The 24,844-nt window shown below is 50.6% G+C and carries 20 protein-coding genes; 3 read left to right on the top strand and 17 right to left on the bottom strand.

The genetic code is table 11. The features are described 5' to 3' along the window. Positions 1-24: 24 nt before the first annotated feature. The 5 genes from H8B09_RS09445 to pdhA all read right to left on the bottom strand — a co-directional run bounded on the left by H8B09_RS09445 (position 25) and on the right by pdhA (position 5,579). Positions 25-546 (bottom strand): acyl-CoA thioesterase, encoded by a 522-nt coding sequence (locus tag H8B09_RS09445; protein ID WP_191203252.1) that lies wholly within the window; start codon positions 544-546, stop codon positions 25-27. A 153-nt stretch (positions 547-699) separates the two neighbouring features. Continuing rightward, complete coding sequence (gene lpdA / locus H8B09_RS09440) at positions 700-2,115, bottom strand: dihydrolipoyl dehydrogenase (protein WP_191203251.1); 1,416 nt, start codon at positions 2,113-2,115, stop codon at positions 700-702. A 6-nt stretch (positions 2,116-2,121) separates the two neighbouring features. Continuing rightward, positions 2,122-3,423 (bottom strand): dihydrolipoamide acetyltransferase family protein, encoded by a 1,302-nt coding sequence (locus H8B09_RS09435; protein WP_191203250.1) that lies wholly within the window; start codon positions 3,421-3,423, stop codon positions 2,122-2,124. Between the two features lie 70 nt (positions 3,424-3,493). Further along, positions 3,494-4,471, bottom strand: a complete 978-nt coding sequence (locus H8B09_RS09430; RefSeq protein ID WP_191203249.1) for an alpha-ketoacid dehydrogenase subunit beta — start codon at positions 4,469-4,471, stop codon at positions 3,494-3,496. Positions 4,472-4,508: 37 nt separating this feature from the next. Then, complete coding sequence (gene pdhA / locus H8B09_RS09425; RefSeq protein ID WP_397376063.1) at positions 4,509-5,579, bottom strand: pyruvate dehydrogenase (acetyl-transferring) E1 component subunit alpha; 1,071 nt, start codon at positions 5,577-5,579, stop codon at positions 4,509-4,511. A gap of 294 nt (positions 5,580-5,873) precedes the next feature. Here pdhA and H8B09_RS09420 point away from each other — a divergent pair, with 294 nt between their 5' ends. After that, the gene (locus H8B09_RS09420) at positions 5,874-6,608 is read left to right on the top strand and encodes an alpha/beta hydrolase (protein WP_191203247.1); all 735 of its coding nucleotides are present in this window, start codon (positions 5,874-5,876) and stop codon (positions 6,606-6,608) included. Positions 6,609-7,019: 411 nt separating this feature from the next. On the opposite strand, the gene H8B09_RS09415 is transcribed toward H8B09_RS09420, so the two are convergent. The 3 genes from H8B09_RS09415 to H8B09_RS09405 all read right to left on the bottom strand — a co-directional run bounded on the left by H8B09_RS09415 (position 7,020) and on the right by H8B09_RS09405 (position 9,204). After that, on the bottom strand, positions 7,020-7,505 hold the full coding sequence (locus H8B09_RS09415; RefSeq protein WP_191203246.1) for a low molecular weight protein-tyrosine-phosphatase: 486 nt from the start codon (positions 7,503-7,505) through the stop codon (positions 7,020-7,022). Continuing rightward, positions 7,502-8,275 (bottom strand): trimeric intracellular cation channel family protein, encoded by a 774-nt coding sequence (locus H8B09_RS09410; protein ID WP_191203782.1) that lies wholly within the window; start codon positions 8,273-8,275, stop codon positions 7,502-7,504. Before H8B09_RS09410 ends, H8B09_RS09415 begins: the two co-directional genes overlap by 4 nt. Positions 8,276-8,427: 152 nt before the next feature. Then, positions 8,428-9,204 (bottom strand): MBL fold metallo-hydrolase, encoded by a 777-nt coding sequence (locus H8B09_RS09405; protein WP_191203245.1) that lies wholly within the window; start codon positions 9,202-9,204, stop codon positions 8,428-8,430. Positions 9,205-9,391: 187 nt separating this feature from the next. Here H8B09_RS09405 and H8B09_RS09400 point away from each other — a divergent pair, with 187 nt between their 5' ends. Next, positions 9,392-9,880: a C40 family peptidase gene (locus H8B09_RS09400; RefSeq protein WP_191203244.1), complete on the top strand. Its 489-nt coding sequence runs from the start codon at positions 9,392-9,394 to the stop codon at positions 9,878-9,880. Between the two features lie 235 nt (positions 9,881-10,115). Here the strand turns inward: H8B09_RS09400 and H8B09_RS09395 are convergent, their stop codons facing one another. The 9 genes from H8B09_RS09395 to H8B09_RS09355 form a co-directional block, all read right to left on the bottom strand. Then, a complete protein-coding gene (locus tag H8B09_RS09395) occupies positions 10,116-11,474 on the bottom strand; it encodes a HAMP domain-containing sensor histidine kinase (RefSeq protein WP_191203243.1) in 1,359 nt (452 codons plus the stop codon). After that, on the bottom strand, positions 11,471-12,169 hold the full coding sequence (locus H8B09_RS09390) for a response regulator transcription factor (protein ID WP_191203242.1): 699 nt from the start codon (positions 12,167-12,169) through the stop codon (positions 11,471-11,473). The genes H8B09_RS09395 and H8B09_RS09390 overlap by 4 nt, the downstream gene beginning before the upstream one ends. Before the next feature lie 338 nt (positions 12,170-12,507). Next, the gene (locus H8B09_RS09385; protein WP_191203241.1) at positions 12,508-14,061 is read right to left on the bottom strand and encodes an ABC-F family ATP-binding cassette domain-containing protein; all 1,554 of its coding nucleotides are present in this window, start codon (positions 14,059-14,061) and stop codon (positions 12,508-12,510) included. A 120-nt stretch (positions 14,062-14,181) separates the two neighbouring features. Continuing rightward, a complete protein-coding gene (locus H8B09_RS09380; RefSeq protein ID WP_191203240.1) occupies positions 14,182-15,777 on the bottom strand; it encodes a serine/threonine-protein kinase in 1,596 nt (531 codons plus the stop codon). Positions 15,778-15,883: 106 nt separating this feature from the next. Continuing rightward, complete coding sequence (locus H8B09_RS09375) at positions 15,884-16,978, bottom strand: glycoside hydrolase family 88/105 protein (protein ID WP_191203239.1); 1,095 nt, start codon at positions 16,976-16,978, stop codon at positions 15,884-15,886. A gap of 22 nt (positions 16,979-17,000) precedes the next feature. Next, positions 17,001-17,876 carry a carbohydrate ABC transporter permease gene (locus tag H8B09_RS09370; RefSeq protein WP_191203238.1) on the bottom strand — a complete coding sequence of 292 codons (876 nt, stop codon included), beginning with the start codon at positions 17,874-17,876 and terminating at the stop codon, positions 17,001-17,003. A 29-nt stretch (positions 17,877-17,905) separates the two neighbouring features. Beyond that, a complete protein-coding gene (locus tag H8B09_RS09365) occupies positions 17,906-18,865 on the bottom strand; it encodes an ABC transporter permease (protein WP_191203237.1) in 960 nt (319 codons plus the stop codon). A 97-nt stretch (positions 18,866-18,962) separates the two neighbouring features. Continuing rightward, positions 18,963-20,519, bottom strand: a complete 1,557-nt coding sequence (locus H8B09_RS09360; protein ID WP_191203236.1) for an extracellular solute-binding protein — start codon at positions 20,517-20,519, stop codon at positions 18,963-18,965. A gap of 217 nt (positions 20,520-20,736) precedes the next feature. Next, positions 20,737-22,455 (bottom strand): extracellular solute-binding protein, encoded by a 1,719-nt coding sequence (locus tag H8B09_RS09355; RefSeq protein WP_224753427.1) that lies wholly within the window; start codon positions 22,453-22,455, stop codon positions 20,737-20,739. Here H8B09_RS09355 and H8B09_RS09350 point away from each other — a divergent pair. Further along, positions 22,382-24,697, top strand: a complete 2,316-nt coding sequence (locus H8B09_RS09350) for an AraC family transcriptional regulator (protein WP_191203235.1) — start codon at positions 22,382-22,384, stop codon at positions 24,695-24,697. The two genes, H8B09_RS09355 and H8B09_RS09350, sit on opposite strands and share 74 nt — an antisense overlap. The last annotated feature ends 147 nt before the right edge of the window (positions 24,698-24,844 follow it).

Raw genomic sequence — 24,844 nt, 5'->3', positions numbered from 1 at the left:
TGATGTCACAGTCCAAATTCGACCTTAGCTTCCCTTGTTCTTGCGATCTTCCATTCTTTTGCGGCGCTGCCGATATCGCTCCTCGCCCGTCGCGAATAGGGATCGCTCCTCGTCAGTCCCTGGCACAACACCAGGAACAGCGGTAGGTTTCCCGCCTTCGCCAAGCGCTACGAATACGAAGAAAGCTGTAACCGCCGTCATCCGTTCGCCTGTCTTCAAATTTTCCGTATCCGCCTTTACGTACACTTCAATCGACGTCCGATGTGTCCAAGACACGAACGATTCGACAATAATAACTTCGCCGACACGAATCGGCGCTACGAAGTCGATGCTATCAGTGGACACAGTGACAACAGACGTTCGGGAATGCCTCATTGCTGAGATTGCAGCAACCTTATCCATATATTCCATCACAACCCCGCCGAACAGCGTCTGCAGATGGTTCGTATCCGATGGGAAAACAATATCCGTTAGCACCGTTCGAGAATCTGATGCGGGTTTTGCAGTCAATTGCTGCGAAGCTTGTTGTTCATGTTGATCTGCCATGCCTACTGCCTCCTTCGATCTGTTGACGAACCGTACCGTCTTGTAAGGTAATGTATGAGCCGCCCAACAAAAAGAGGCCAGCGACGTTCTTAAGTCGCTGACCTCTAGAGCCGCAGACTTAAACCACTATAGGTTAGAGTCTGCACCATCATATTATTTTACAAACGTGTGGATCGGGTGACCAAGCGCTACTTCTGCAGCGTCGAGCACGATTTCACCAAGCGTTGGGTGAGCATGGATCGTCAGGGCGATATCTTCGAGCGTTGCGCCCATCTCGATAGCCAGACCGATCTCTGCGATCATGTTGGAAGCTTCGATACCGACGATCTGCGCGCCGAGTACGAGACCGTTGTCAGCGTCGGAAACGATCTTCACGAAGCCTTCAGCGCCGTTAAGCGACAGTGCGCGGCCGTTTGCTGCGAATGGGAATTTGCCAGCTTTAACGTTATGGCCTTTTTCCTTCGCTTCTTTCTCCGAGTAACCAACGCTTGCGCATTCTGGATCAGAGAAAGCAACAGCTGGAATGCATTTGTAGTCAACTACGCTTGGCAGACCCGAGATTGCTTCTGCTGCTACGCGGCCTTCGTACATTGCTTTGTGAGCGAGTGCTGCACCTGGTACGATATCGCCGATTGCGAAGATGTGCGGGATATTCGTACGGCCTTGGTGGTCGACTTTGATCAGACCGCGGTCTGTCATTTCGACATTGATCAGGTCAAGACCCAGCTCGCCATCCGTGTTAGGACGACGGCCAACCGTTACGAGCAGGTAATCCGCTGTAACCGACTCTTCTTTGTCGCCTACTGCGTAAGTTACCGTTACGTTGTCGGCTGTTTGCGTAGCGGACTTCGCTTGTGCGCCCGTTACGATCGTAACGTCTTTTGCTTTAAGCTTCTTCGCTACAAGGTTGGACATGTCTTTATCGAAGCCAGGCATAATCGCGTCGGAGCCTTCGATAATCGTCACTTTCGTACCGAATTTGCTGTACATTTGGCCAAGCTCGATACCGATGTAGCCGCCGCCGATAACAACGAGGCTCTTCGGAATCTCAGGCAGCGAGAGCGCTTCTGTCGAGGACAGAATGCGGCCGCCGTAAGGGAATGCTTTGAGTTCGATCGGACGGGAGCCCGTCGCGATAATGCAGTTCTTGAAGCGATAACGCGGTGCTTCTTGGTCGTTGAATACGCGAGCTTCGTTCTCGTTGATGAACATGACTTCGCCGTTGAAGTATTCAACTTTGTTCGCTTTAAGCAGCGATGCAACGCCGCCCGTCAGCTTCTTTGTAACGCCGTTCTTGAACTCTTGCACTTTGCTCCAATCCACTTTCACGTCGCCAACCGTAATGCCGAATGCTTCGCCGTGGGAAGCTGCTTCGTATTGGTGAGCTGCCGAGATGAGTGCTTTGGAAGGGATACAACCAACGTTAAGGCAAACGCCGCCTACCGTTGCTTTATCTACGCAAAGTACTTTATGTCCGAGTTGCGCTGCACGGATTGCTGCAACGTAACCGCCAGGGCCTGCGCCAATGACTAATGTATCAATATCGAGTGAAGCGTCTCCTACTACCATGTTTCGTTACACCTCCATGATGAACAGTTCTGGCTGAGCCAGCAGTTTTTTGATGAAATTCAAGAAGTTTTGAGCCGTTGCGCCATCGATGAGACGGTGGTCGAAGCTGAGCGACAGAGCCATGACTGGTGCTGCTACGATCTCGCCGTTCTTAACAACAGCTTTCTCCGAGATACGACCCGTACCGAGGATTGCAACTTCTGGGAAGTTGATAACCGGCGTGAAGAACATGCCGCCTGCGGAACCGATGTTCGTGATGGAGATCGTGCTGCCTCTGAGCTCGTTAGGTGCAAGCTTGCCATCGCGGCCGCGAGCAGCCAAATCGCTGATTTTGCTTGCAACGGAGTAAATGTTCTTGCGATCTGCATCTTCGATAACAGGAACGATCAGGCCGTTCTCCGTATCCGTAGCAATACCGATATTGTAGTATTTGCGCAGAACGATTTCTTGCGCTGCTTCGTCCAGCGTCGCATTCATGATCGGGAATTCGCGGCATGCTGCTACGAGTGCCTTCACGATGAACGGCAGGTACGTCAGCTTAACGCCTTTCTTCTCTGCGAAAGGCTTATATTTTGCACGGAGTGCAACAAGTTCAGTAACGTCAACTTCGTCCATCAGCGTAACGTGTGGAGCTGTATACACCGATTTAACCATCGCATTCGCGATCGCTTTGCGGATACCTTTGAATGGTACGCGCTCTTCTGGACGGTAAGCGTCGCCCGCTGCAACCGGTGCTGCCGGCTTCGATGCCGCTGCTGCAGGTGCTTCTGCTGCCGCTGGAGCCGCCGCTTCTGGAGCTGCTGCTGCAGGTGCAGCGCCGCCGGATACGAATGCATCGATATCTTCGCGCGTAACTTTGCCGTTCTTGCCGGATCCCGTTACAGTCGTGATGTCAATGCCATTCTCGCGAGCGTATTTGCGTACGCTAGGCGTAGCCAATACAAGTGCGCCGCTTGCTTGTGGAGCAGGCGCTGCCGCTTGTGCTGCTGGTGCCGCCGGTGCTGCTGCTGGAGCTTCAGCTGCTGGAGCGCTGTCCGCTGCAACTGTTGCGCCTTCAGGCAGTTCGCCTTCAACATCGATAACAGCTACCACTTCGCCAACATGCATCACTTGGCCGTCTTTCGCGAACACTTCAACAACTTTGCCTTCTACTGGACAAGGTACTTCAACGATTGCCTTGTCGTTCTGAACTTCCATAATGATGCTCTCATCATTAACCGCGTCGCCTGGCTTGATGTGCATTTTGACGATTTCGCCTTCATGCAGACCTTCGCCCAGCTCCGGGAATCGATATTCGAATTTTGCCATCCGAATGCCTCCCTCGTTCTGTATACGTGACCGACCTTCGCCTTAACAGCGCTGCAGGATCGATTATGAATTAAAAGTTCAGTACTTGCTTCGCCGCTTTAACTACACGCTCAGGCGATGGCAGCCATGCATCTTCGATTTGTGCGAACGGATATACCGTGTCAGGACCCGCTACGCGGAGCACTGGCGCTTCAAGGTGCAGGATTGCTTTTTCATTGATTTGTGCAATAACTTCAGCTGCTGCACCGGACGTTTTCTGAGCTTCTTGAACGACGATGACGCGGTTCGTCTTCTGAATCGACTTAACGAGCGTATCGATATCAAGCGGAACCAACGTACGAAGGTCGATAACTTCAGCTTCGATGCCTTCTTTAGCAAGCTCTTCAGCCGCTTTCTTCGCCGTGTGAACCATCATGCCGTAAGCGATGATCGTAACGTCTTTACCTTCGCGAACAACGTTTGCTTTGCCGATCTCGATCGTGTACTCGCCTTCGGGCACTTCGTCACGGAATGCACGGTACAGATTCAAGTGCTCCATGAAGAAGACAGGGTCGTTATCACGGATTGCAGAGATCATAAGACCTTTAGCATCGTACGGGTTCGAAGGTACGATAACCTTGATACCCGGTGTTTGGATAGCCAAGCCTTCGAGCGAGTCCGTGTGCAGCTCAGCCGCTTTAACGCCGCCGCCGAAAGGCGTACGGAATACGATTGGCGAGTTGTAACGGCCGCCGGAGCGGTAACGCATACGAGCAGCTTGTACAAACATTTGGTCGAGTGCTTCATAGATGAAGCCTACGAACTGGATTTCCGCGACTGGACGGAAGCCTTGCGTACCCATACCAACTGCCATACCAGCGATTGCGGACTCGGCGAGAGGCGTATCGAATACGCGCTCCTCGCCGAATTCTTCTTGCAGGCCTTCCGTTACACGGAATACGCCGCCGACTTTACCTACGTCCTCACCGAAAATAAGAACGTTAGGATCCTGTTTCAATTCCACGCGCATTGCATCGCGCAGTGCTTCAAGCATATTCATTTGAGCCATGATCGATGGAATCCTCCTTCAGCGATTTAGTCGAATATTATTGAAAGTCTGCCTTTTGCTCTTCCAGATGCTGAGGCGTTTTCTCGAACATCGAGTCGATCAGACCCGCTACCGTCATCTTCTCTGTTTGTTCTGCTTTCTTGATGTGCTCGTTCACAGTCGCTTTGGACTCTTCTTTAACACGATTCGTGTCTTCTTCCGTCCAGAGACCTTTCGCTTCCAGATACTTGCCGAAACGTACGAGCGGATCGCGTGTTGCCCAATCGTTCTCTTCGTCCTTCGTGCGGTATTTGGTCGTGTCGTCCGCCATCGAGTGTGGACGGTAACGATATGTGATGAGCTCGATCAGCGTAGCGCCTTCGCCGTTGCGGCCGCGCTCTGCTGCTTCGGATACTGCTTTATAGACAGCAAGCGGATCCATGCCGTCAACTTGAATGCCTTTGATGCCAGCAGCAACTGCTTTGTGCGCTACGGACAGCGCAGCCGTTTGCTTCGCATATGGCGTCGTGATTGCATAACCATTATTTTGAACGACGAAAATAACTGGAAGCTTGAATACGCCAGCGTAGTTCAGTGCTTCGTAGAAGTCGCCTTCGGACGAACCGCCGTCACCTGTGTACGTAATCGCAACGCGTTTTTCGCCTTTTTTCTTGAATGCCATCGCTACGCCCATTGCATGAAGCACTTGTGCGCCGATGATGATCTGTGGCATCAGAACGTTGACGCCTTCAGGAATTTGACCGCCGTGTTGATGACCACGGGAGTACAGGAATGCTTGGTACAGCGGAAGACCATGCCATACGAGCTGCGGCATGTCGCGGTAGCCAGGAGCTACGAAATCTTCTTTATTCAAAGCGTACTCACTGCAAACCATCGATGCTTCTTGACCGGATACCGGAGCATAGAAGCCGAGACGGCCTTGGCGGCCCAGGTTTACTGCGCGCTCATCCCAAGCACGCGTGAATACCATACGGTACATAATTTCTTTTAGTTGTTCATCGGACAGGCTCGGAACCAGGTCCGGGGCTACGACTTCGCCTTCAGGCGACAAAATGGACAACGGTGTAACTGGCTCGGACTGAACTTCGTAAGACGGTTGTTTAGTCACCACTTTGCTCATCGCAAACGCTCACCTCGTAATAAAATTTGAATATCACATACCTCTGTTATAGAATAATTATATACCTGTTTCGAGAAAATGGTCAAAGTAAAAACACGATATAACCACGGTTTTCTAAGTTTTAGACAACTTTTCATCGAAATTGTATATGTAACAGCAACAATTCTATAGTGTTACAGTGTAATACAATGTCACAATTGAAGCCTAGAAATGCGCGGACTTCCTATCTATTGTTTACCCACGAGATGAAGTTCTCATGCAGGGTGAGAGGAGCATGTCAATATGGATGACAAATATTTGAAACGAACGGTGAATAAAGAAGTCGTGGCAAGTCGCTATTTGCCTGATGGCGAACGCAAACTTCGCGTGTTTCTGCCGCCTGGTTATAATGAAGTGCTTAGTTACCCCGTTGTATACTGCCAGGATGGCGAAGACTTCTTCAACTTCGGACGCGTTGCCACCATCTCCAATCAGCTTATATTAGATGAAGGCATTGAACCGTTCATCGTAGTTGGCGTTGAGGTGGACAAGAAAGTGCGTACGGAGGAGTATTCGCCTGACGGATCGCTCCATGCGGACTATGTACGCTTTTTCGCTGAGGAGCTTATCCCTTTTATTGAAAGCAAATATCCGGTACGCCGTGACTCAGCTTCGCGCCTGCTTGCTGGCGATTCGCTCGGCGGAACCTCTTCCCTTCATATCGCTCTGAATAATCGCACCCTGTTTACACAAGTGTTGTCGCTGTCCGGCGCGTTCTTCGATTGCTCGCTTGATCTGATTGAGCAGGAATCCGATCTGTCGTGGCTCGACATCTACATGACCGTTGGATTGCAAGAGGATGCGTACGAAACGTTGGATCGCGGTGTGCACAATTTCATTGACCTGAATCGCGATGCGCGTGTACTGCTCGAGGAACGTGGTGCGAAGGTGTCGTATCTAGAGCGTGACGGCAAGCATACGTGGGGCTTCTGGCAGAAGGATCTGCCGGCGGGATTGGCGCATTTCTTGGATCGATAGATCGTGAAAAGTATCTCCTTACGGTCGTCCCACCGAAGGGTTATTGAAAACGCTGGACCAACACGGTCCAGCGTTTATTTATTTAGAGGCTGATGCTTTAACGGTTGGCATCGTGCTTATATGGTTAAAGCAGCGACATTTTCACCACTAAATCCTGCGAATGAGTGAGCATTCGTGAGAAAATCCCTAAAATACGAGGGTTATTGTGGCTAATTGATCATGTTGGACATAAAATTTGCCCTCGCCCACCCATTAACCTCGCTCGCAACCGTTAGCACACCGAACGTACGAATTTCGCGTTATTAACCATTGTTACAACCGTTACGTTCGATCACTTCCAACTAATCAAGACTTCGCACAACCTATACAAAGAAACCCCCGACATCCACTTAGTCGGGGGTTTCACACTGTTTAACCTGCTATGTCCTGCTTAATCTGCGCTAACAGGCGGTCGCAGCCGGTGGAGACGAGCTCATACACCTCTTCGAAGTTTCCCGTGTAGTAAGGATCCGGTACATCCGTCGTACCAGCTTCGGGAACAAGATCGAGCAGCTTGAACAGCTTCGCTTCGCCATGCTCACTCGCGCTCAATTCTTGGCGAATCGCATTAACGTTGCGCTCATTGCTGTTGTCCATGCACACTATATAATCGAAGTCGGAGAAATCGCGGCCATTCACTTGTCTAGCGCGCATACCTTCGTATGAGATGCCTCTGGAATCGAGCAGCTTACGTGTGCCCTCATGCGGCGGCTTACCGATATGCCAATCACCTGTGCCTGCCGAATCGATGCCAATCTCACTGCTTAATCCTGCTTCTTCTACTTTACGTCTGAATACCGCCTCTGCCATCGGAGAACGGCAAATATTGCCCAGACAAACGAATAATACGTGCTTCAACGGTTCCACCATCCTTTTCTAACGAGAGCGCCAAACGGATTGCCTATAGCATGCTTAATCGTCTTAGTCCTCTCAAGCTCAACAGCCCCCTGAGCGACAGCCTGCTTCTCTTTCGTCTCTTGTGCTACGGGCTGCTCCGGACGGTCATAAACGGATTGCGCGAATGCGTGCTTGAGCGAGCGGCGCGGCAGGCGCCAGCGGAAGTTCACGGAAAGCATACGAAGGACAATTACGATAGCGAATAACGTTAATAGCTCAATCGTCGATTCAAACCATTTGTAATAAATACATAGCCCTGCAAGCATTGCCCATACCGCGTAAATCTCGTCGCGAAGGACGAGCGGCTTGCGCCCGGCAAGCACGTCCCGGATAATGCCGCCGCCAATACCCGTCAGCATTGCCGCAACCAGCACCGCACTGACCGGGTGACCGATCTTCGTTGCATACAATGCGCCTTGAATAGCAAATGCGGATAAACCAATCGCATCGAAGAACGCTTCGCTTCTTCGCCAACGATTTAGCCAATTGACTGGCAGGATGAATGCGATCGTCATCGATATCAATGCGATCTTGAACAGCTCTCCTTGACTCCATAAGGTTGATACAGGGATGCCAATCAGTACGTTACGTACAACACCACCGCCAAATGCCGTTACGAGACCAAGCACGAACACGCCGAGAATATCGTACTCTTCCTCCATCGCGACGATGGCGCCGCTGACCGCAAACGCAATCGTACCAATAATACTGAACACGCCAAAAATGTCCATGTCCACTTCCGCTCTCATTGCCTCCGATTCTGTTCGACCGGCGTCCACTAGCCGGTGTCGTCCAAAGTTCATTGTAAACGCGTCATTGCGACAGCGCAAGACGACAATTTCCGTTAACTCTAACGAATATTTCACGTTATTAATTTAAGGCATTAAATATCAATACTCATACCCGTTCGCGCGAACTGTACATCATCAGGCAAACCATAATCACGTCGGAGATCCAGATCATGCGACATATGCGTAAACACGGTACGCTTCGGCCTTAGCTCCTTGAGCAATTCGAGCGCTTCCTTCACATCATATACCGATCGAGTATCGAACGGATAGGGCTCTTCATAGAAGCTTGTTCCGAGAATCAACAGATCCAAACCATAAAGCGGTTGAAGCTCAACATCCTTCAGAGCAATCGCATCCGAGCAATAGGCCCATGCCCGGCCTGTCTCGTCGTGGTCGAATCGATAAGCATAGGAGTAACCATTCTTACCATGACATACCTTCCACGCACGAACCTTCCAACCCCCAAACGTTAAATCATCATCAGCCTTTGCAAAATGGATCTGTCGGTTCAGCCACGGGAACCGACTGTTGATCTCTAGAATAACCTCTTCCGGTGAATAGGCTTCTCCCCTCCGCTCCAGCCAACGGCATGCATCCGCCCATTCAACCAATCCGCCGATGTGATCAAAATGCGCATGCGTTATTAGCATCCGCTCTGGCGCACGGACGCCTGCAGCTTCCATCTGCCGTCCCCAATCCGGTCCGCAGTCGATCCACATTTGGCCCAGTTCATCATCTTCGATCTGAAGAGCTGAGCGTAATCTCCGATTCTCGCCGGTGATACGGGCCTCCTCGCAAACCTTACAATCGCAGTAAACACGAGGGACGCCCATGGAATCACCTGTTCCGCGAAAAGTCAACCTTGTCATGCGCGAATCTCCTCTCATTGGCTCTCATTATGCTCATATGAACATGAGAATTTTCTCACTGAACTTTCATAAAACGACGAAAACCGTTGTACCGCCCCGCTTCCCACGCTCCGTGGAAAACGTTAGGAGATCACAGCTGTGTTATAGTAAATCCAGCAAAAGCTTAGTCTAACGATGGAGGGACAACATGAACATCAAGAAACCATGGATGAAGACTATCGTCAGCGTCATGCTGGGTGCAACCATCGGCTTAGCCTCGCTCGGCTTAGGATTCACAGGTCAAGCATCAGCGGCAACGCCTAAAGCAGAAGAAGTATTAACAACCGGCAAATCGTATCTCGGCATCCCATACCGTTTCGGCGCTCCAAGCAATGTCACATCTGCATTCGACTGCTCCTCATTTACACAGTACATATTCAAGGAGAACGGTATCGAGCTTCCTCGTACGTCGAAGGAACAGTCAACACTTGGTACGAAGGTAGCGAAGAGCTATCTAAGCATGGGCGATCTCGTCTTCTTCAGCTCCGACAGCAGCTCGACTGTGGCACACGTAGCAATCTACGCCGGCAACAACAAAATTTTGCACGCCGCTACAAGCTCCGGTGTTACGATCTCAAACATCGATTCGACCTATTGGTCGAAAAACTATATCACAGCGCGCCGCGTTATTAAGTAATAACGCGCTCCCCACACAGCAGGAACAGCAAACACGCTCCATGCAATAACATGCAGGTCGGTGGTTTGCTGTTTTTGTATATCCGCCCATTCAACGCACCTATCGAATGATCCCTGCTTCGCAACATAACCCTAACCTTTGGTATAACATTCACATACAAAAAGACTCTGCCCGCCCATTCCGTCACATCCGAATAGGCAAGCAGAGCCTCCATCCCACCAACACATTAACGGATTTACCCTTTGCGCTGCGGGAATTGCAGCATGATCGTTGTCCCGTGTCCTGGCTTACTCATCACATCAATCTGCCCTTCGTGCAGATCGACAATGCGTTTCGCAATCGACAAGCCAAGGCCCACGCCACCTGTCGCACGGCTTCGTGCACCATCAACGCGGTAGAACCGCTCGAATAAATAAGGAATCTCATTCTCTGGAATGCCAATCCCTTTATCCGTCACGTATACACGGACCGTCTGCTTCACCGAGCTAACGGTAACGTCAATCGTGTCTTTACTATATTTGATCGCATTATCGATCAGAATGACGAACAACTGACGAATCTTATCCCGATCGCCCTTCAAGTACACACTGCCGCTTGCTGCGTTCACCCTTACCGTTCGGCTGAAGGTCACATGCATCATCTCGGACAGCTCGTCCACAATGGGCACAAGGTCGAATGACTCCATGTTCAGCCAATCTTCCTGCTCTGCATCGGCAAGCGTCAGCATCGACTTCGTCAAGTTCTGCAGCCGCTCTACTTCACGCGCAATCGATTCAATCGCTTCATCACGGACTGCAGCATCATCCCTGCCCCAGCGCTTCAGCATTCCTGCATAGCTTCCGATAACCGTGAGCGGTGTCTTCAGCTCATGCGAAGCGTCTGCTACGAACTGCTTCTGGCGGGCGAAAGTCCTGTCGAGCCGCTCAATCATCTGGTTGAAGGCGCGCACCAACTGCTGCATCTCGGCCGAATCGTCTTCGGGTTTCGATTCGATTTTGCGAAGCTTACCGCTTCGGTCAATCTCACGCATCGTCGATACCATCTGCTGGATCGGAGAGGTGAGCCGCGAGGTGAACCAATAGGTACCGAATATCGCGAACAATATAGCGCCAGCACTTGTGACCGCGAGCGCAACGACGAGAATTTGCAAGTACGTATCGAGCGTATTCATCTTGCGCATGATTTCTAGACTCGCAACCTGAATCGGCCCCTCGTATAGCGGAACGCGCATGTACAGCACTCTTTTGCCGCCAAGCGTCATTAGACCCGAATCATGTGAGCGGTAGTAAACCGCCGGCTGATTCAGCAATTCCTTGTCCGAGCCTTCTTCACTCCAAATCTCGCCCGTTGGAGAAACGATGCGGATAAGCTCGTTCACGTTATAGAAATCGTTCAGCAGTCCGGGGTTCTTATAGGTCGCCAACTGCTGCGGATGGGTATTCTCCAGCAGTAGTTTCACCTTGTCGGTCAGCGACTGCTCCTCGCTCCGCGTCGTAATGTTAATAACGAACAAATACACGAAGATGTTGAACAGCAGCAGGATGAAGATAATCCAGAAAATCGTGAATAACGTATATCGTTTGCGAAGCGTCATCCATTCGGCTCCTTCAGCATATAGCCTACACCGCGAACGGTATGGATGAGCTTATAGCGGAAGCCTTTATCGATCTTCTGCCGCAAGTATCGGATGTACACGTCCACCAGGTTAGTCTCGCCAATGAAATCATAGCCCCATACTTCGGACAAAATATCTTCGCGCGACTTTTCTTCATTCTTATGCTCCGCCAAGTAAACGAGCAACTCGAATTCACGCGGCGTCAGGTCGACAGCCAGCTCCTTGCGGAACACCTTCCGGGTACGGAGCTCAATGGTCAGGTCGCCGACCTTAATAAGATCGGACCCTTCGACCTCCTTCGAGTGTTGTGCGAATATGCGAAGGATATTCCGGACGCGTGCAAGCAACTCCTCCATCGCGAACGGTTTCGTGACATAGTCACTTGCGCCGTGCTCGAAGCCGCTTACCTTATCGGGAACGGTATCCCTTGCCGTCAGCAGGATGACGGGAACCGTGTTCCCCCCCTGCCTCAGACGCCGGAGCACCTCAATCCCATTCAATCCGGGAAGCATCACGTCGAGCAGCACCAAATCCCAATTGCCGGTTTGCGCCATTTCGAGTCCGGTACGGCCATCAGCAGCTACGCCAACCGTGTAGCTCTCATGCTCCAGCTCCAGCTGAAGGACACGTGATATGCCTTCCTCATCTTCAATCACTAGAATTCGTTCATTCAAGTAAGCTTCACCTGCCCTCTCATCCAAGATGAGTATAAAGTTTAGAACATATACTCACGCTCTGGAATGAAACGTACTGTGCCGTCTAAATAACGGCGACAGCCGTTTCACCTTGTCTCTGAGGTTTATCGCGCAATATACAGCTAGTATGCCTTAATGAGGTTGTTCAAAAAGTCGTCTTTTGATCACGAAGTGAATCAGGAAGCCTATTCGGCGTCGAAGCTTGCGTTCACCTTCGAAGTCCGGTACTCATGTAGGTATTGCCTACACTCCGTTTCTCCTCCTTCAGGTTCTCGCAATCTTCTCGGTGCTGAAAACCCGACTTTTTGAACTCTCACTTAATGTGGCTGAAGCGACCACGATTCGACATCCCAAGTTTTCGTAACCCAATCTTCGTAGAAGTCAGGTTCGTGGGAAACGAGGATGACGGTGCCTTTGAATTCCTTCAATGCACGCTTCAGTTCTTCCTTCGCCACAACGTCCAAGTGGTTAGTAGGTTCGTCGAACAGAATCCAGTTGCTCTCGCGCATCATCAGCTTGCACAGGCGAACCTTCGCCTGCTCGCCACCGCTAAGCTGATTGAGCGAACGTGTAATATGCTCGTTCTTCAGTCCGCAGCGCGCCAGTGCAGCACGTACTTCGTGCTGGTTCAAGCTCGAGAACTCGTTCCAGACATCATCAAGCGGCGTAATGCCTGGTGCTTTCGCTTCTTGGGCAAAATAAGCCGGATGCAAGAAGTCTCCACGGTACGTCTTGCCTTCGAGCGGTTCGATTACGCCGAGAATCGTCTTCAGCAACGTCGACTTACCAACGCCGTTGCAGCCAACGATTGCGACCTTGTCGCCGCGTTCGATCAGAACATCCATCTTCGGCAGCAGCGGACGATCGTAGCCGATCGACAGACCTTTTGCCTCGAAGACCGTCTTACCGCTCGTACGAGCTTCCTTGAAGCCGAACGTCGGCTTCTGTGCTTCTTCCGGTTTATCGATACGTTCAATGCGGTCCAATTGCTTCTCGCGGGACTTCGCACGGCCGGATGTCGAATAGCGGGCTTTATTGCGCTGAATAAAGTCCTCCTGTTTCTTAATAAACTCCTGCTGCTTCTCGTAAGCATCAATATGCTGGTTTTTATTAATATCCGCCATTTGGAGGAATTTCTCATAGTTGCCGGTATAGCGCGTCAACCGTGCAAATTCCAGGTGATAAACAATGTCAACCACCGCATTCATGAAGCTCGTTTCATGGGAAATAAGCATGAATGCATATGGATAGTTCTGCAGATAGTTCGTCAGCCAAGTAATATGCTCTTCGTCCAAGTAGTTGGTAGGCTCGTCGAGCAATAGAACTGTCGGCTTCTCAAGCAGCAGCTTCGCCAGCAACACTTTCGTCCGCTGACCACCGCTAAGCGCAGCAACGTCGCGTTCCAGACCAATCGCATTGAGGCCGAGACCATTCGCCATCTCTTCGACCTTCACGTCCAACATGTAGAAGTCGCCGATATCAAGCGCTTCTTGAATTTCGCCCATACGCTCGAGCAGCTGCTCCAATGTATCGGGATCAGCATCAGCCATCTGACCAGCAATGTCATTCAGCTCATTCTCAAGCTCGAGCAGCGGAAGGAACGCATCCTTCAGCACGTCGCGAATCGTCTTGCCAGGTGTCAGCTTCGTGTGCTGATCCAAGTACCCGTAGCGGACCTTCGGCGTCCACTCCACACGGCCGCTATCTTTCAGAAGCGATCCCGTTAGAATATTCATCATTGTCGATTTGCCCGTACCATTCGCTCCGACAAGTCCGACATGTTCTCCAGCAAGCAGCCGGAAGGACACATTCTTGAATAGCGTCCGATCTCCAAAATTATGGGACAAATCTTCGACAGTCAATAAACTCATGTATTAAACTCCGTTTCTTCATCTAATGTGATTATAAATCGCGCCTCAAAGCATGAACGCGCCGGACTTATTGTACCATATCGAAGCAACGTTGTGGATGACCAAATGCCGCAGATGCTGTCATTTCTCGCCGATTACGACACGAATCACCTGTTGGAATGACGAGATCAACGTACGCCGATAAGCTGGGACATCCGTTACCCATCGTCCATCCCACAGCAGCTTCATCCACTCTTCATGCGGGATGAATGGCATTGAAGCCGCGGGCTGTTCAGGAAACATCGACAGCCATTCCGATCGCTGCGGAAACTTGATATCCTTATTCGCTATCCACAGCACCTTCGCCCCATCCCCACGCGCCGCAGCAAGCTCATCAAACAACTGCCGCATTCGAACTGCTGACCATTTGGCCGGATTCGGATCAGCAACAACAATAATAGTAGAAGCTCTATTCAGCCATCCAAGTCCGCTTCTCTCATGCCAGCCCGACGACAGATCAAGCAGAGACTTGCGAATGTTCGAGGCTTGCTCAACGAGCAGTCGAAACGAAGCTTCCTCATCCGCATGGATTGGCGGCCGATCCGGAGATTGGCAATACCAGTCGATTCGAGGTTGCTCGAATCGATAAAAGACCCCGTCTGGCGCTGGATTCATCGTGCCGTCAGCGCGAGATCCGTTCAGCCACGCATGCCATTCTGGCGTTTGACCTGACGACTCGATAGCGGACACTGAATATCCCCCGTTTGCTAGTAATCTGGCGAGCGTCATCGTCACGAAAGTAGCACCAGCGCCTGGAGCAGCCGACAGTATGACGGTCAAGTTTGGTAACCTGTCGCTAACATGACGCCCGCCAAGCATCCGATTAATGGATCGGCCAATCGGCCGCGCATCCATAAGCGCCTCCTCCACTTGCCGCATCGATGCGAAACGCATCGATGGATTCGCAAGCACCATCCGGTGAACCGCTGCTGCTAATGAAGGCGGAACGTCGATCGCCAGCTCCGCTGATTCGAACAGTCTCGTATTTCCAACCGCATAAGTGCGGCCACCGCTTAGAAGAAAATACAGCAGTGCACCCAGCCCATAAACGTCTGTACGTGCATCACTCTGGCTGCCACCCTCCTGTTCTGGTGCGGCGAAACCAGGCGTGCCTAACAAGACGGTATCGGATTGCACCCCTTCTTTATAGAAGCGTGCGATGCCAAAATCGATTAACCTCACATGTCCGCTCTTATCAATCATGACATTGGATGGCTTCAAGTCGCGATGAATGATTTGCGGAGTCTGCTCATGGAGATACGACAGCGCATCGCATAGTTGTAAACCGATCGAGACGATTTCATCAACGGGCATTCGCCCTTGATACCGACTTAGTCGCTGGATAACCGTCTCTCCGTGGACATAGTCCATGACTACATATTCGATCCCGGTTTCGTCCGGAGGGTAATAGTCAACGATCTGCGGCACGTTCGGATGGCTTAGCCTCATTAACATACGCGCCTCTTCTGCACAAATGTCGTAATCGGATCCATAACGGCCAGCTGCTTTCACTGCACGAAGCTTGCCCTGCAGCCGAGTATCTTCCGCCGCATATACAACCCCCATTCCACCCTGCCCGATGACACCTGCGATTCGATAACGACCCCCTATCATCATGCCTGCTTCGAGTGGATGACTGCCCGCCTGCATCTGCATTGTCGAATAATCCAACTCCATCCCTTAACCTCCCCGATGGACGAGAAAAATCCCGGCATAGAACGCACATGCATGCGCCATATACCGGGATTCTTTCCCATCACGTTCCAATTCAATTATGGCTTCATTATACGAGCGATTCCACCTCAACGCAAGCCATGACGAAGGCGCCCACACCGTGAAGATCATTCTCGCTCGTCGGACGCGTTACATAATTGTTGTAGTCTCCAGCAGAGGTGCCGATGCAGATGCCAGACAAGATGAAGCGCCCATTCTCATCCTTCTTGACGAAATCAAACAAACCATAATAGCCCTTAACAGCTGCTGCAGCATAGCTGTCTGGTACGATACCGAGCTTAACTGCTCGGCTGATCGCATAGATAAACAGGCAGGAGCAGGATGTTTCCAGCCAATTGTCATGCAGATGGCCTTTATCGATGACCTGGAACCAGAGTCCGCTATTCGGATCTTGAAATTGAATAATCGAATGGACGAAGCGGGCGAGTGCTTGCGACAGCTCTGTACGTCCAGCATGTCCTTCCGGCAAGCAATCGATGAATTGCGATAACGCAAGGCCGTACCAGCCGAGTGAACGGCCCCACAGCTCAGGCGAGCAGCCAGTGTCAGCATCTGCCCATGACATGCGCCGAGACTCGTCCCATGCGTGGAACAGCAGCCCCGTTCGCTCATCCGACATAAAGCGGCGCATCAACCGCTCCTGATGAAGCACCATATCGCGCAGTTCATGGTCACCGTACGCATTCGCATACTTCAGTGCGAATACCCCGCCCATATAGAGTCCATCCAGCCACATCTGATATGGATATTTATCTTTATGCCAGAAGCCGCCTTCCGAGTTACGGTTCAGCGTATCAAACAAACGTCGCAGCTTGCCGGCGGCGGTTCTATATTTGCCCCCTCCGCCAACCCGTGCATCCAGATCAAATAAAAGCAGACCTGCTTGAATGGCATCCAGCTCATCGCGTGCGAAATACAAATTGCCATTCGCATCTACCAGTTCATCGACATAACCTTGTATGTATCGTGTATATCGATCATCCGAAACGGCCTTCGCGAGCATGTCCATGCCGCATAGAAAGACGCCTTGATGATAGTGCCAGCGATGTGCCGGCGGCAGCTCGATTGGTGCATAACGACTTATGATCGAATCACAAGCCGTCGCTGCCCAAGCAAGCGGTCTCATCTCATTTGGTCTAGTCATAGAAGTTCCTCTCCATCTCTTCTTAACCTTTGATTGAACCTACCAGAGCACCTTTCGCAAAATGTTTCTGCAAGAACGGGTAGACGATCAGAATCGGCAGCGTCGACACGACGATTACCGCCATCTTCACCGCTTGATCCGGCGGCGGTACGGTGCTGTCCAGACTCGCATCGGATTCGAAGCCGCTTGCGAGTACGACAATCTGCCGCAGCAGCACTTGGATCGGCCATTTGTCGCTGTCCGATAGATAGAAGATCGCATTCGAGTAGGTGTTCCAGTACGTCACCGCATAGAAGAGCGATATCGTAGCCAGCGCTGGCATCGACAGTGGCAGTACGATTCGGAACAACGTTCCGAAATCGCTGCAGCCATCAATACGGGCCGACTCTTCAAGGCCATCCGGAATGTTCTGGAAGAAGCTGCGAAGAATGATCATATTGAATGCGCTGATCGCCGCTGGCAGGACTAACGAAGCGTAGCTGTTGATGAGTCCTAGATTTTTGACAACGATAAAGGTTGGAATCAGTCCGCCGTGGAACAACATCGTAATGACGACGAACAAGTTAAGAAAACGACGGCCGTCGAGATCCCGACGTGCAAGGCCGTAAGCCATAAGAGAGGTTAGCAGCATACTGAATAGCGTACCGAATAACGTCACGCCAACTGATACAGCCATTGCCCGCATAATTGTATTGGTTGAGAAAATAAACGTATAAGCATCAAAGCTCCACTGCGTTGGAATAAGAACGAATCGCTTCGCAGCAAGCTCCGCATTCGTTGTGAACGAGCCTGCCACGATATGAACGAAAGGTAATATCGTCACAAGCGCGATCACGGTGAGCAGCAAATAGTTGATCGCAGTGAACATTCGGTTACCGAACGTCCGATCTTCCACCATGATGGTTGCCTCCTCAAGCATAATTACGATCAATAGATGCCTTCTTCGCCCATTCGTTTCGCCAGGCGATTCGCGAATAGAACGAGCACAAGTCCGATAACGGATTTGAACAACCCAATTGCCGCACTGTAACTGAATTGCCCTTGCCGCAGACCAGCCGTATACACATACGTATCAATGATCTCTGCCACGTCTCGGTTCATCGAATTGAGCAGCAGATAGACATGTTCAAAGCCAAGTTCCAGCACATCGCCAATCTTGAGAATAAGCAGCACGACGATAACACTGCGGATCGATGGAAGCGTTACATGCCACATTTGGCGAAGCCGTCCGGCACCGTCCATGCGCGCCGCCTCATACAGCTGCGGATCGATAGATGCGATTGCTGCCAAATAAATAATCGTCCCCCATCCGGCTTCACGCCATATGACCTGAAGGATATAGACCGGGCGGAACCAGTCGGGACTCAGCAGGAAGTTGATTTTGTTGAACCCGAAGTATTCGAGCAAGGAGTTGATAATGCCGCCATCCATCGTCAGCATGACGAAGCTGATGGACACGATAATGACCCACGACATGAAGTGAGGCAAATACACAAGCGTCTGGAATGTCCGCTTAAATACCGACAAGCGAACCTCATTCAACATTAGGGATAGAAGGATCGGTATCGGGAAGAAGAAGACAAGATTAAGAGCAAACAGAGTGAGCGTATTGCCCAAAATGTTCAGAAAATCAGGCTCCGTAAACAATCTGTGGAAATGCTTTAGCCCAACCCATTCGCTGCCTGTTATCCCTTTGCCGGGATACGGCTTATAGTCCTCGAAAGCGATAATGAGGCCGAACATCGGAAAGTATTTGAAAATAAGAAAGTACAAGACACCCGGCGAAATCATGATATACAGCCACTTGTTCCGCCATATACGCTTGGCTAGCGCTCTATCGCGGCGAGGCATCGGCTTCATCTCTGGCATCTCTACGACTTGGTCCATGCTGATCCCCCTCTGACGTTAATTCTTGGAATGGGGGCTGCCCGAAGCCGAACAGCCCACCGAACTTCAACCTCATTTAGCATGTACTGCTTGCGCATTATTTGTTGGAAACATTATACTCGTCGATCATGGCTTGACCGCCGCGGCTCTTCCAGTTCTCGATGGCTTTCTCGAAGCCTGCTTGGTCGATCTGGCCATACATATACTTATAAGTTGCATCTGTCATAATCTCTTGCAGCTGAGCGCCTTTCTCTGCGAACGTAGCCGAATCAAGCGCTGCCGTCGGGTCAGCAATTGCGATTTTCTCATTGGCCGGAATCAGTTCCGAATCCGCATGAATACGGGCTGGCAGCGTGTTAAGCGGATCGTACATGCCGTTCGTCTCAGGCTCGCCTATTACGCTGTCCTTGTAGCCTTTAACCTCGCGTTCAACCTTCTCTTTGTCATCGGAGACTTTCGCTTTGCCGTCTACAACGCTGTAGTGAACGCCTTCAATACCCCAGTACATGACGTTTGCAACTTCCGGCGTCATCATTTTGTCGAAGTAAGCAAGAATCTTCTTCAGCTCTGCTTCGTCTTTAACAGCCGATTTCGGGAACAGAACTACGTTGTTATAACCAGGAATCGCCCAAGTCGATTGCTGTCCTTCAGGTCCTTTGATCAGTGCTGCTGTATCAACGACAGCTGTAGGAACGTTCTTGATCAAATCTTTGTTGAGCGAGTCGACATCCTGCATGCTGCCGATATATACGCCAGCTTTGCCGCTTGTGAACAGACTTGTCTGGTCCGTCTTACTCGTTGCGAGGAAGTCTTGATTCATGAGCTTCTCATTGCGAATTTTCTTCATATAATCCATCGACTCGATATATTGCGGGAACATGAACTCCGGCAGCAGCTGGCCATCCTTATCACCCCAGTTGTTAGGTGTCCCGAACCAGGAAGCGATCGTCTTGAATGCGCCATAAACCAGGTCATTACGATCAGCCAGACCAATCGTATCGTTCTTGCCGTTCTTGTCTGGATCGCCTTCCGTAAACGCCTTCATCATGTTGTACAGATCTTCTGTAGTCTCTGGCGCTTTCAGACCAAGTGCGTCTGCCCAGTCCTTACGATAAATGATGCCTTGACGGGCAAGCGGACGTCCGATGTACAGCGAGTAAAGCTTGCCGTCAACCTTCGTGTTATTAAGAATTTCCGGCTTCAGCTTGTTCAAGTTCGGGAATTCGCTAAGCAGCGGTCCGATCTCCCAGAACTGACCATCCTTGATCGCTTCCTTCATTGACATGAACGTCGCTTGGTTCTTCAAATAAGTGACTTGCGGCAGCGAGCCCGTTGCGAACGTTGCCGTCAGCTTCTCTTCGTATGTATCAGCTGGGAAGAACTGATACGTTAATTTGGTGTTCGTCAGCTTTTCTACTTCTTTCTTAATGTCATCCGGCGGCGTCTCCGCAATGTTCAGCGGCAGCATGATCGTAATTGGGAATGGTTCTTCTGATTTCGGCGTGTCTGCTTGCTCAGTCTGTGTCGTTTCGGTCGTCTTCGAACCTTGCGTCTCTTCACTTTGCTTCTCCTCTGATTTGCTCGAACATGCTGTCATGAATACGCTGATCGACAGCATGGCGGTCATCAGAATGGACAATGATTTTCTAGTCATTGTGCTAAGACCTCCGATTTTGTTTGTGGTTGGTTGCAAGCTCTACGATATAGGACGACTATCATTACCGAAACAATCATTAGCTCATAAAGCCTATAACGGCGCGGATTGTGAGCTAATGAGCATCGCTGTAATTTGCATGAATCGGCTAGTGGCTATTCATGATGAATGCGAAAAGCCCCGCTGTGCATACGCACAACGGGGCTTCTTCAGAATCTTATTGCATGCTCTCATATTGGTCCTGCAGCTCCTCGATGACCTTCGTCCCGCCGCTGCGTTTCCATTTGTCCACCTCATTCTTAAAGCGATCTAGGTCGATCTGACCAAGCATATAGTTGTAAGTCGCCTCCGTAATAATATTGTTCAGCTCTTGTCCATGCTCATCGTAAGTTTTGGAATGCAGGCTAACGGAAGGATCTTTCACTAGAAATTTCTCGTTATCCGCAACAAGCCGGTCTGCTAATTCAGTCAATGGCTCCTTCTGTGCAGCCTTCATTACATTCGGATTGCTAAGATCTGCAATCATCAGCGTATACAGCGCGTTAACTTCGCTAATCCTCAGCTCGCTTGTTGCCTCAGGCAAATACGCCATGCCGCTTCTCTCCTCATAGTGGCGGCCTTCGAGTCCATACAGCATCATATTGGCAACATCTCTCTCCATCGATCGGTCGAAGAACGCAAGCATCTCGCGCAGCTCTTCTTCTGTCTTAACCGCTTTCTTCGAGAACAAGTAAAGTCCGTTGTAATTGGGGATTGACCATATCCTGTAACCCTGCGGTCCCTCTAATCGATTCACGAGTGTGAAGGTCGCTTTGGGATTGACGGTGACTGCCTCCGTCGACAAGCGCTGCGCATCGGACATGCTGCCGATGTACACGCCAGCCTTGCCTGTAATAAGCAGGTTCCGCTGAATATCTTTACTCGTTACGGCAAAATCAGAATTGATAAGCTTCTCCGCGTACAGTTTGCCCATAAAGTCCATCGTGTCGATATAAGCTTGTGTCTCGAAATCGGCTATGAACTTCCCATTGTCCAGCTGCCAGTTGTTTGGTGTGCCGAAGTATGAGCCTAATGTCTTGAACGCGCCGTATACTAGATCGTTTCGGTCCGCTAAACCGACTGTATCCTGCACGCCATTGCCGTCTGGATCATTATACGTGAATTGGCGAATGACTTCGTACAGCTCATCAATCGTGGTCGGAGGCTTGAGCTGAAGTTTCTCAAGCCAATCCTGCCGAATGATAATACCCTGCCGCGAAGATGGCCGTTCGGTATATAGTCCATAGATATGGCCATCTACAGAAGCCTGTTTCATGATATTATGGTCTAGATGTCGCAGGTTCTCGAATTCATCCAAGTAAGGTCCGATATCCCAGAATACGCCGGAACGCATCGTATCTGACATGTAGATAAAGTCCGTGTACTTCACGAAAGTCGCTTTCTTCAACGAGTTCGTCGTGAGCGCCGCAGCCATTTTGTCCGAATAGACACCGTCAGGCACCCAAGTAATCTCAACGTTGGCATTGGTCTGTTGCTCGATGCGTTTGATGATTTCATTGCTCGGAGGACTTGGAAAATGGAGCGGCGCCATGATCGAAATCGTCGGGCGATCCTCGGCGGCAGATGCCGTTTTCGCATTTCCTTGACCCAGTGCACAGCCCGCCGATACTAGAAAGAGACTAGCGGAGCAGGCGGTAAGCACTGCCCTCTTCATGGCCTGATTCTTGCGAATCCATCCGATTCGTCCTAATTCCCCCTTGTCCATGGAGACAAATGCTGGCATAATTTTATTAATGTCGTTCACAAATTGATCATGATAAGTCCTCTTAGATGACCACTTTTCAGACAAGGTGCTGATGAACATGAAATCGCTTACTTTTCTAAGCAAGCTGACGATATACGGCTTTTTATTAAGTACGTTACCGGTATTATTCATTGGCATCTTCTCCTACTTCACATCATCGAATGAAATACAGTCACACGTTAATCGCGGCAAACAGCAGCTCATTCGTCAAATCAACTCCAATGTAGAGCAAAAGCTAATGACTGTCAACCAGACACTAAATCAGGTGATACATTCCACCGTCTTCCAGAAGGCGATGAAACAGAAGATGACGGAGAATGATTTTGCGCTATATAACGATCTTCAGAATGAAATTCGTTACATGCAATCGTTCGACACGAAGGTCGAAGACGTCATTCTCATGAACGAGCGCTATAACTGGATGGTGAAAAACTCCGGACTATATCCGTTCGAGCAATACCAGCATTACGCCGAGCTGTCAGGCATCATTCACAGCAGCGACAATACCGATTGGATGTTAACGCCTACTACTTGGTTCTACAGCGAAGAGAATACGAATATGGCGTCATGCGATTACAGCATCAGTCTGATTAAGAAATGGCCTTCTGCCGGCCTCGAGCATTATGGCGCTGCGATTGCCAACATCCCTGTGTGCAGCTTGCAGCAGATGGTGCAGCTGGACGATAAGACAGATGAGTCAGACAGCATTATCATCATCGACAGCAAAGGCCTGCTGCTTCTGCATCCAGACGCCAAGCTGATCGGACACCCCGCTGCAGATGCAGGCTTAGCCGATTTTGGCGCTTGGAGCGCGACTGACGGTCAGCTTCGAATGATGCTGAACGGCAGCAATTTCGCCATCACGTATCATCGTTCGGATCTGAATAACTGGACGTACTTGTCTGCGACTTCAATAGCCAGCTTAACTAGCGAATCGAACAAAATCGGCATGTACACGGCAACGGTCTGCTTCATCATGCTCATTATCTCGATCATTGTCGCATGGCTCAGCTCCCGCCGCATGTATTCGCCAATTGAGCGGTTGCTGTCACAGCTGCGGATGCGTTCGAATGAAGTGGCTTCCGGCCGCCGCGCGAATGAATTCCAAGTCATCGGCGAGCAAATGCAGCATCTGTTCCAATCGAATGAACGGCTGCAGGACGAGGCGAATCAGCATCTTCAACAGGTGAAGCTATTTGATCTGATGCGGGCCTATCAAGGAGCGATCAAACAAAGCGAAGTGGCGGATCGGCTCATCCGATTCGGTTATGGACACCAGTTGTCCAAGTGGAAGACGATGGTCGTCATGAATGTACAGATCGACTCCATAGACGGTACGAGGTACAAGAAGAGCGATATGGAGCTTCTGCAGTTCGCTGTTCACAATATGCTGCAAGAACTCATCCCTGTCGAAGATCGGCTTGATCCGGTGTTTATCGATGGTACGATCGTAACGCTCATCGGCAGTGAAACCGACCAGCAGAAGCTGTTCAAGGACAGCTTGAATGACCTTGCCGTACGCGTGCAGGAGCATATTGCGACTGTTCTAAGCTTGAACATCAGTATCGGGCACAGCCTCCCCTTCCACTCGGTCTCATCGATCGGAATCGCGTATCGTGAAGGTCTGGAGGCGCTCAAACATCGGATCCATTTGGGCGAGGGCATTATTGTGCCGTATGAAAGCTTTAGCTCGGGCAAGCATTATTTGAACCTGACCTATCCGACCCATCTGGAGAATGAGCTTATTGATGCAATCAAGCTAACGGAGCCGGACAAAGCGAAGCCTCTGCTGAATCAGCTGATGAAGGCGATCTTCACAATCGAGCTGCCACCGCAAGAGTATCAGATTCCGATGAGCCGCCTGCTCAATAATTTGTTGATTGTAATGCAGGAGTCTGGCATTAGCTTGAAGTCGATCCATCAAGGCAACGATTCGCTGTTCGAGGAGATGCTGGATCTGCATATCGTGGCCGAAATCGAGGACTGGTTCTGGACAACGGTCATCAAGCCGATCATCGGCATTCTGAATGACCGCCAGAATACGCAGTATCATAATCTGTCGGAGAAAATGATCGAGCTTGTGCGCCGCTACTACGACACCGATCTGACGCTCGAGCAATGTGCGGCTACGCTCCACTACAATGCCAACTATCTGAGCGGCGTCTTCCGCAAGGAAACGAACTACTCGTTCAGCGAATACTTGGCGATGTACCGCCTCAATATGGCGAAGAAATGGCTTGCAGAGACGAGCATGCCGATCAAAGATATCGCAGCTAAGCTGCAGTATAACAACCCGCAGAACTTTATCCGTTCGTTCCGCAAGTCCGAGGGGATTACGCCAGGGCAATATAGGGAGAAACACCTAGCGGTGTAAGTTATTGAGGATACTCAACTACGCGGCTAGTAGGGGGGGGTCTCCCCGCTCCGTCTGAAATAAATGATAAATACACCACACTGCAAGCGACTCCAAGGTACGTTGTGCCAAGAGTCGCTTGCTTCTTTTAGGGACCGTTGTAAGGGA

It is taken from the genome of Paenibacillus terricola (assembly GCF_014779765.1).
Taxonomy (GTDB): Bacteria; Bacillota; Bacilli; order Paenibacillales; family Paenibacillaceae; genus Paenibacillus_T; species Paenibacillus_T terricola.
This window is presented reverse-complemented; position numbering and strand designations above follow the sequence as displayed.

What these genes read in the sequence shown, in the direction of transcription:
- H8B09_RS09445 (WP_191203252.1), bottom strand. Translation starts at nt 546, where the DNA reads ATGGCAGATCAACATGAACAACAAGCTTCGCAGCAATTGACTGCAAAA.
- lpdA (WP_191203251.1), bottom strand. Translation starts at nt 2,115, where the DNA reads ATGGTAGTAGGAGACGCTTCACTCGATATTGATACATTAGTCATTGGC.
- H8B09_RS09435 (WP_191203250.1), bottom strand. Translation starts at nt 3,423, where the DNA reads ATGGCAAAATTCGAATATCGATTCCCGGAGCTGGGCGAAGGTCTGCAT.
- H8B09_RS09430 (WP_191203249.1), bottom strand. Translation starts at nt 4,471, where the DNA reads ATGGCTCAAATGAATATGCTTGAAGCACTGCGCGATGCAATGCGCGTG.
- H8B09_RS09420 (WP_191203247.1), top strand. Translation starts at nt 5,874, where the DNA reads ATGGATGACAAATATTTGAAACGAACGGTGAATAAAGAAGTCGTGGCA.
- H8B09_RS09410 (WP_191203782.1), bottom strand. Translation starts at nt 8,275, where the DNA reads ATGGACATTTTTGGCGTGTTCAGTATTATTGGTACGATTGCGTTTGCG.
- H8B09_RS09405 (WP_191203245.1), bottom strand. Translation starts at nt 9,204, where the DNA reads ATGACAAGGTTGACTTTTCGCGGAACAGGTGATTCCATGGGCGTCCCT.
- H8B09_RS09400 (WP_191203244.1), top strand. Translation starts at nt 9,392, where the DNA reads ATGAACATCAAGAAACCATGGATGAAGACTATCGTCAGCGTCATGCTG.
- H8B09_RS09395 (WP_191203243.1), bottom strand. Translation starts at nt 11,474, where the DNA reads ATGACGCTTCGCAAACGATATACGTTATTCACGATTTTCTGGATTATC.
- H8B09_RS09385 (WP_191203241.1), bottom strand. Translation starts at nt 14,061, where the DNA reads ATGAGTTTATTGACTGTCGAAGATTTGTCCCATAATTTTGGAGATCGG.
- H8B09_RS09380 (WP_191203240.1), bottom strand. Translation starts at nt 15,777, where the DNA reads ATGGAGTTGGATTATTCGACAATGCAGATGCAGGCGGGCAGTCATCCA.
- H8B09_RS09375 (WP_191203239.1), bottom strand. Translation starts at nt 16,978, where the DNA reads ATGACTAGACCAAATGAGATGAGACCGCTTGCTTGGGCAGCGACGGCT.
- H8B09_RS09370 (WP_191203238.1), bottom strand. Translation starts at nt 17,876, where the DNA reads ATGGTGGAAGATCGGACGTTCGGTAACCGAATGTTCACTGCGATCAAC.
- H8B09_RS09365 (WP_191203237.1), bottom strand. Translation starts at nt 18,865, where the DNA reads ATGGACCAAGTCGTAGAGATGCCAGAGATGAAGCCGATGCCTCGCCGC.
- H8B09_RS09360 (WP_191203236.1), bottom strand. Translation starts at nt 20,519, where the DNA reads ATGACTAGAAAATCATTGTCCATTCTGATGACCGCCATGCTGTCGATC.
- H8B09_RS09350 (WP_191203235.1), top strand. Translation starts at nt 22,382, where the DNA reads ATGAAATCGCTTACTTTTCTAAGCAAGCTGACGATATACGGCTTTTTA.
- H8B09_RS09355 (WP_224753427.1), bottom strand. Translation starts at nt 22,455, where the DNA reads ATGAATAATACCGGTAACGTACTTAATAAAAAGCCGTATATCGTCAGC.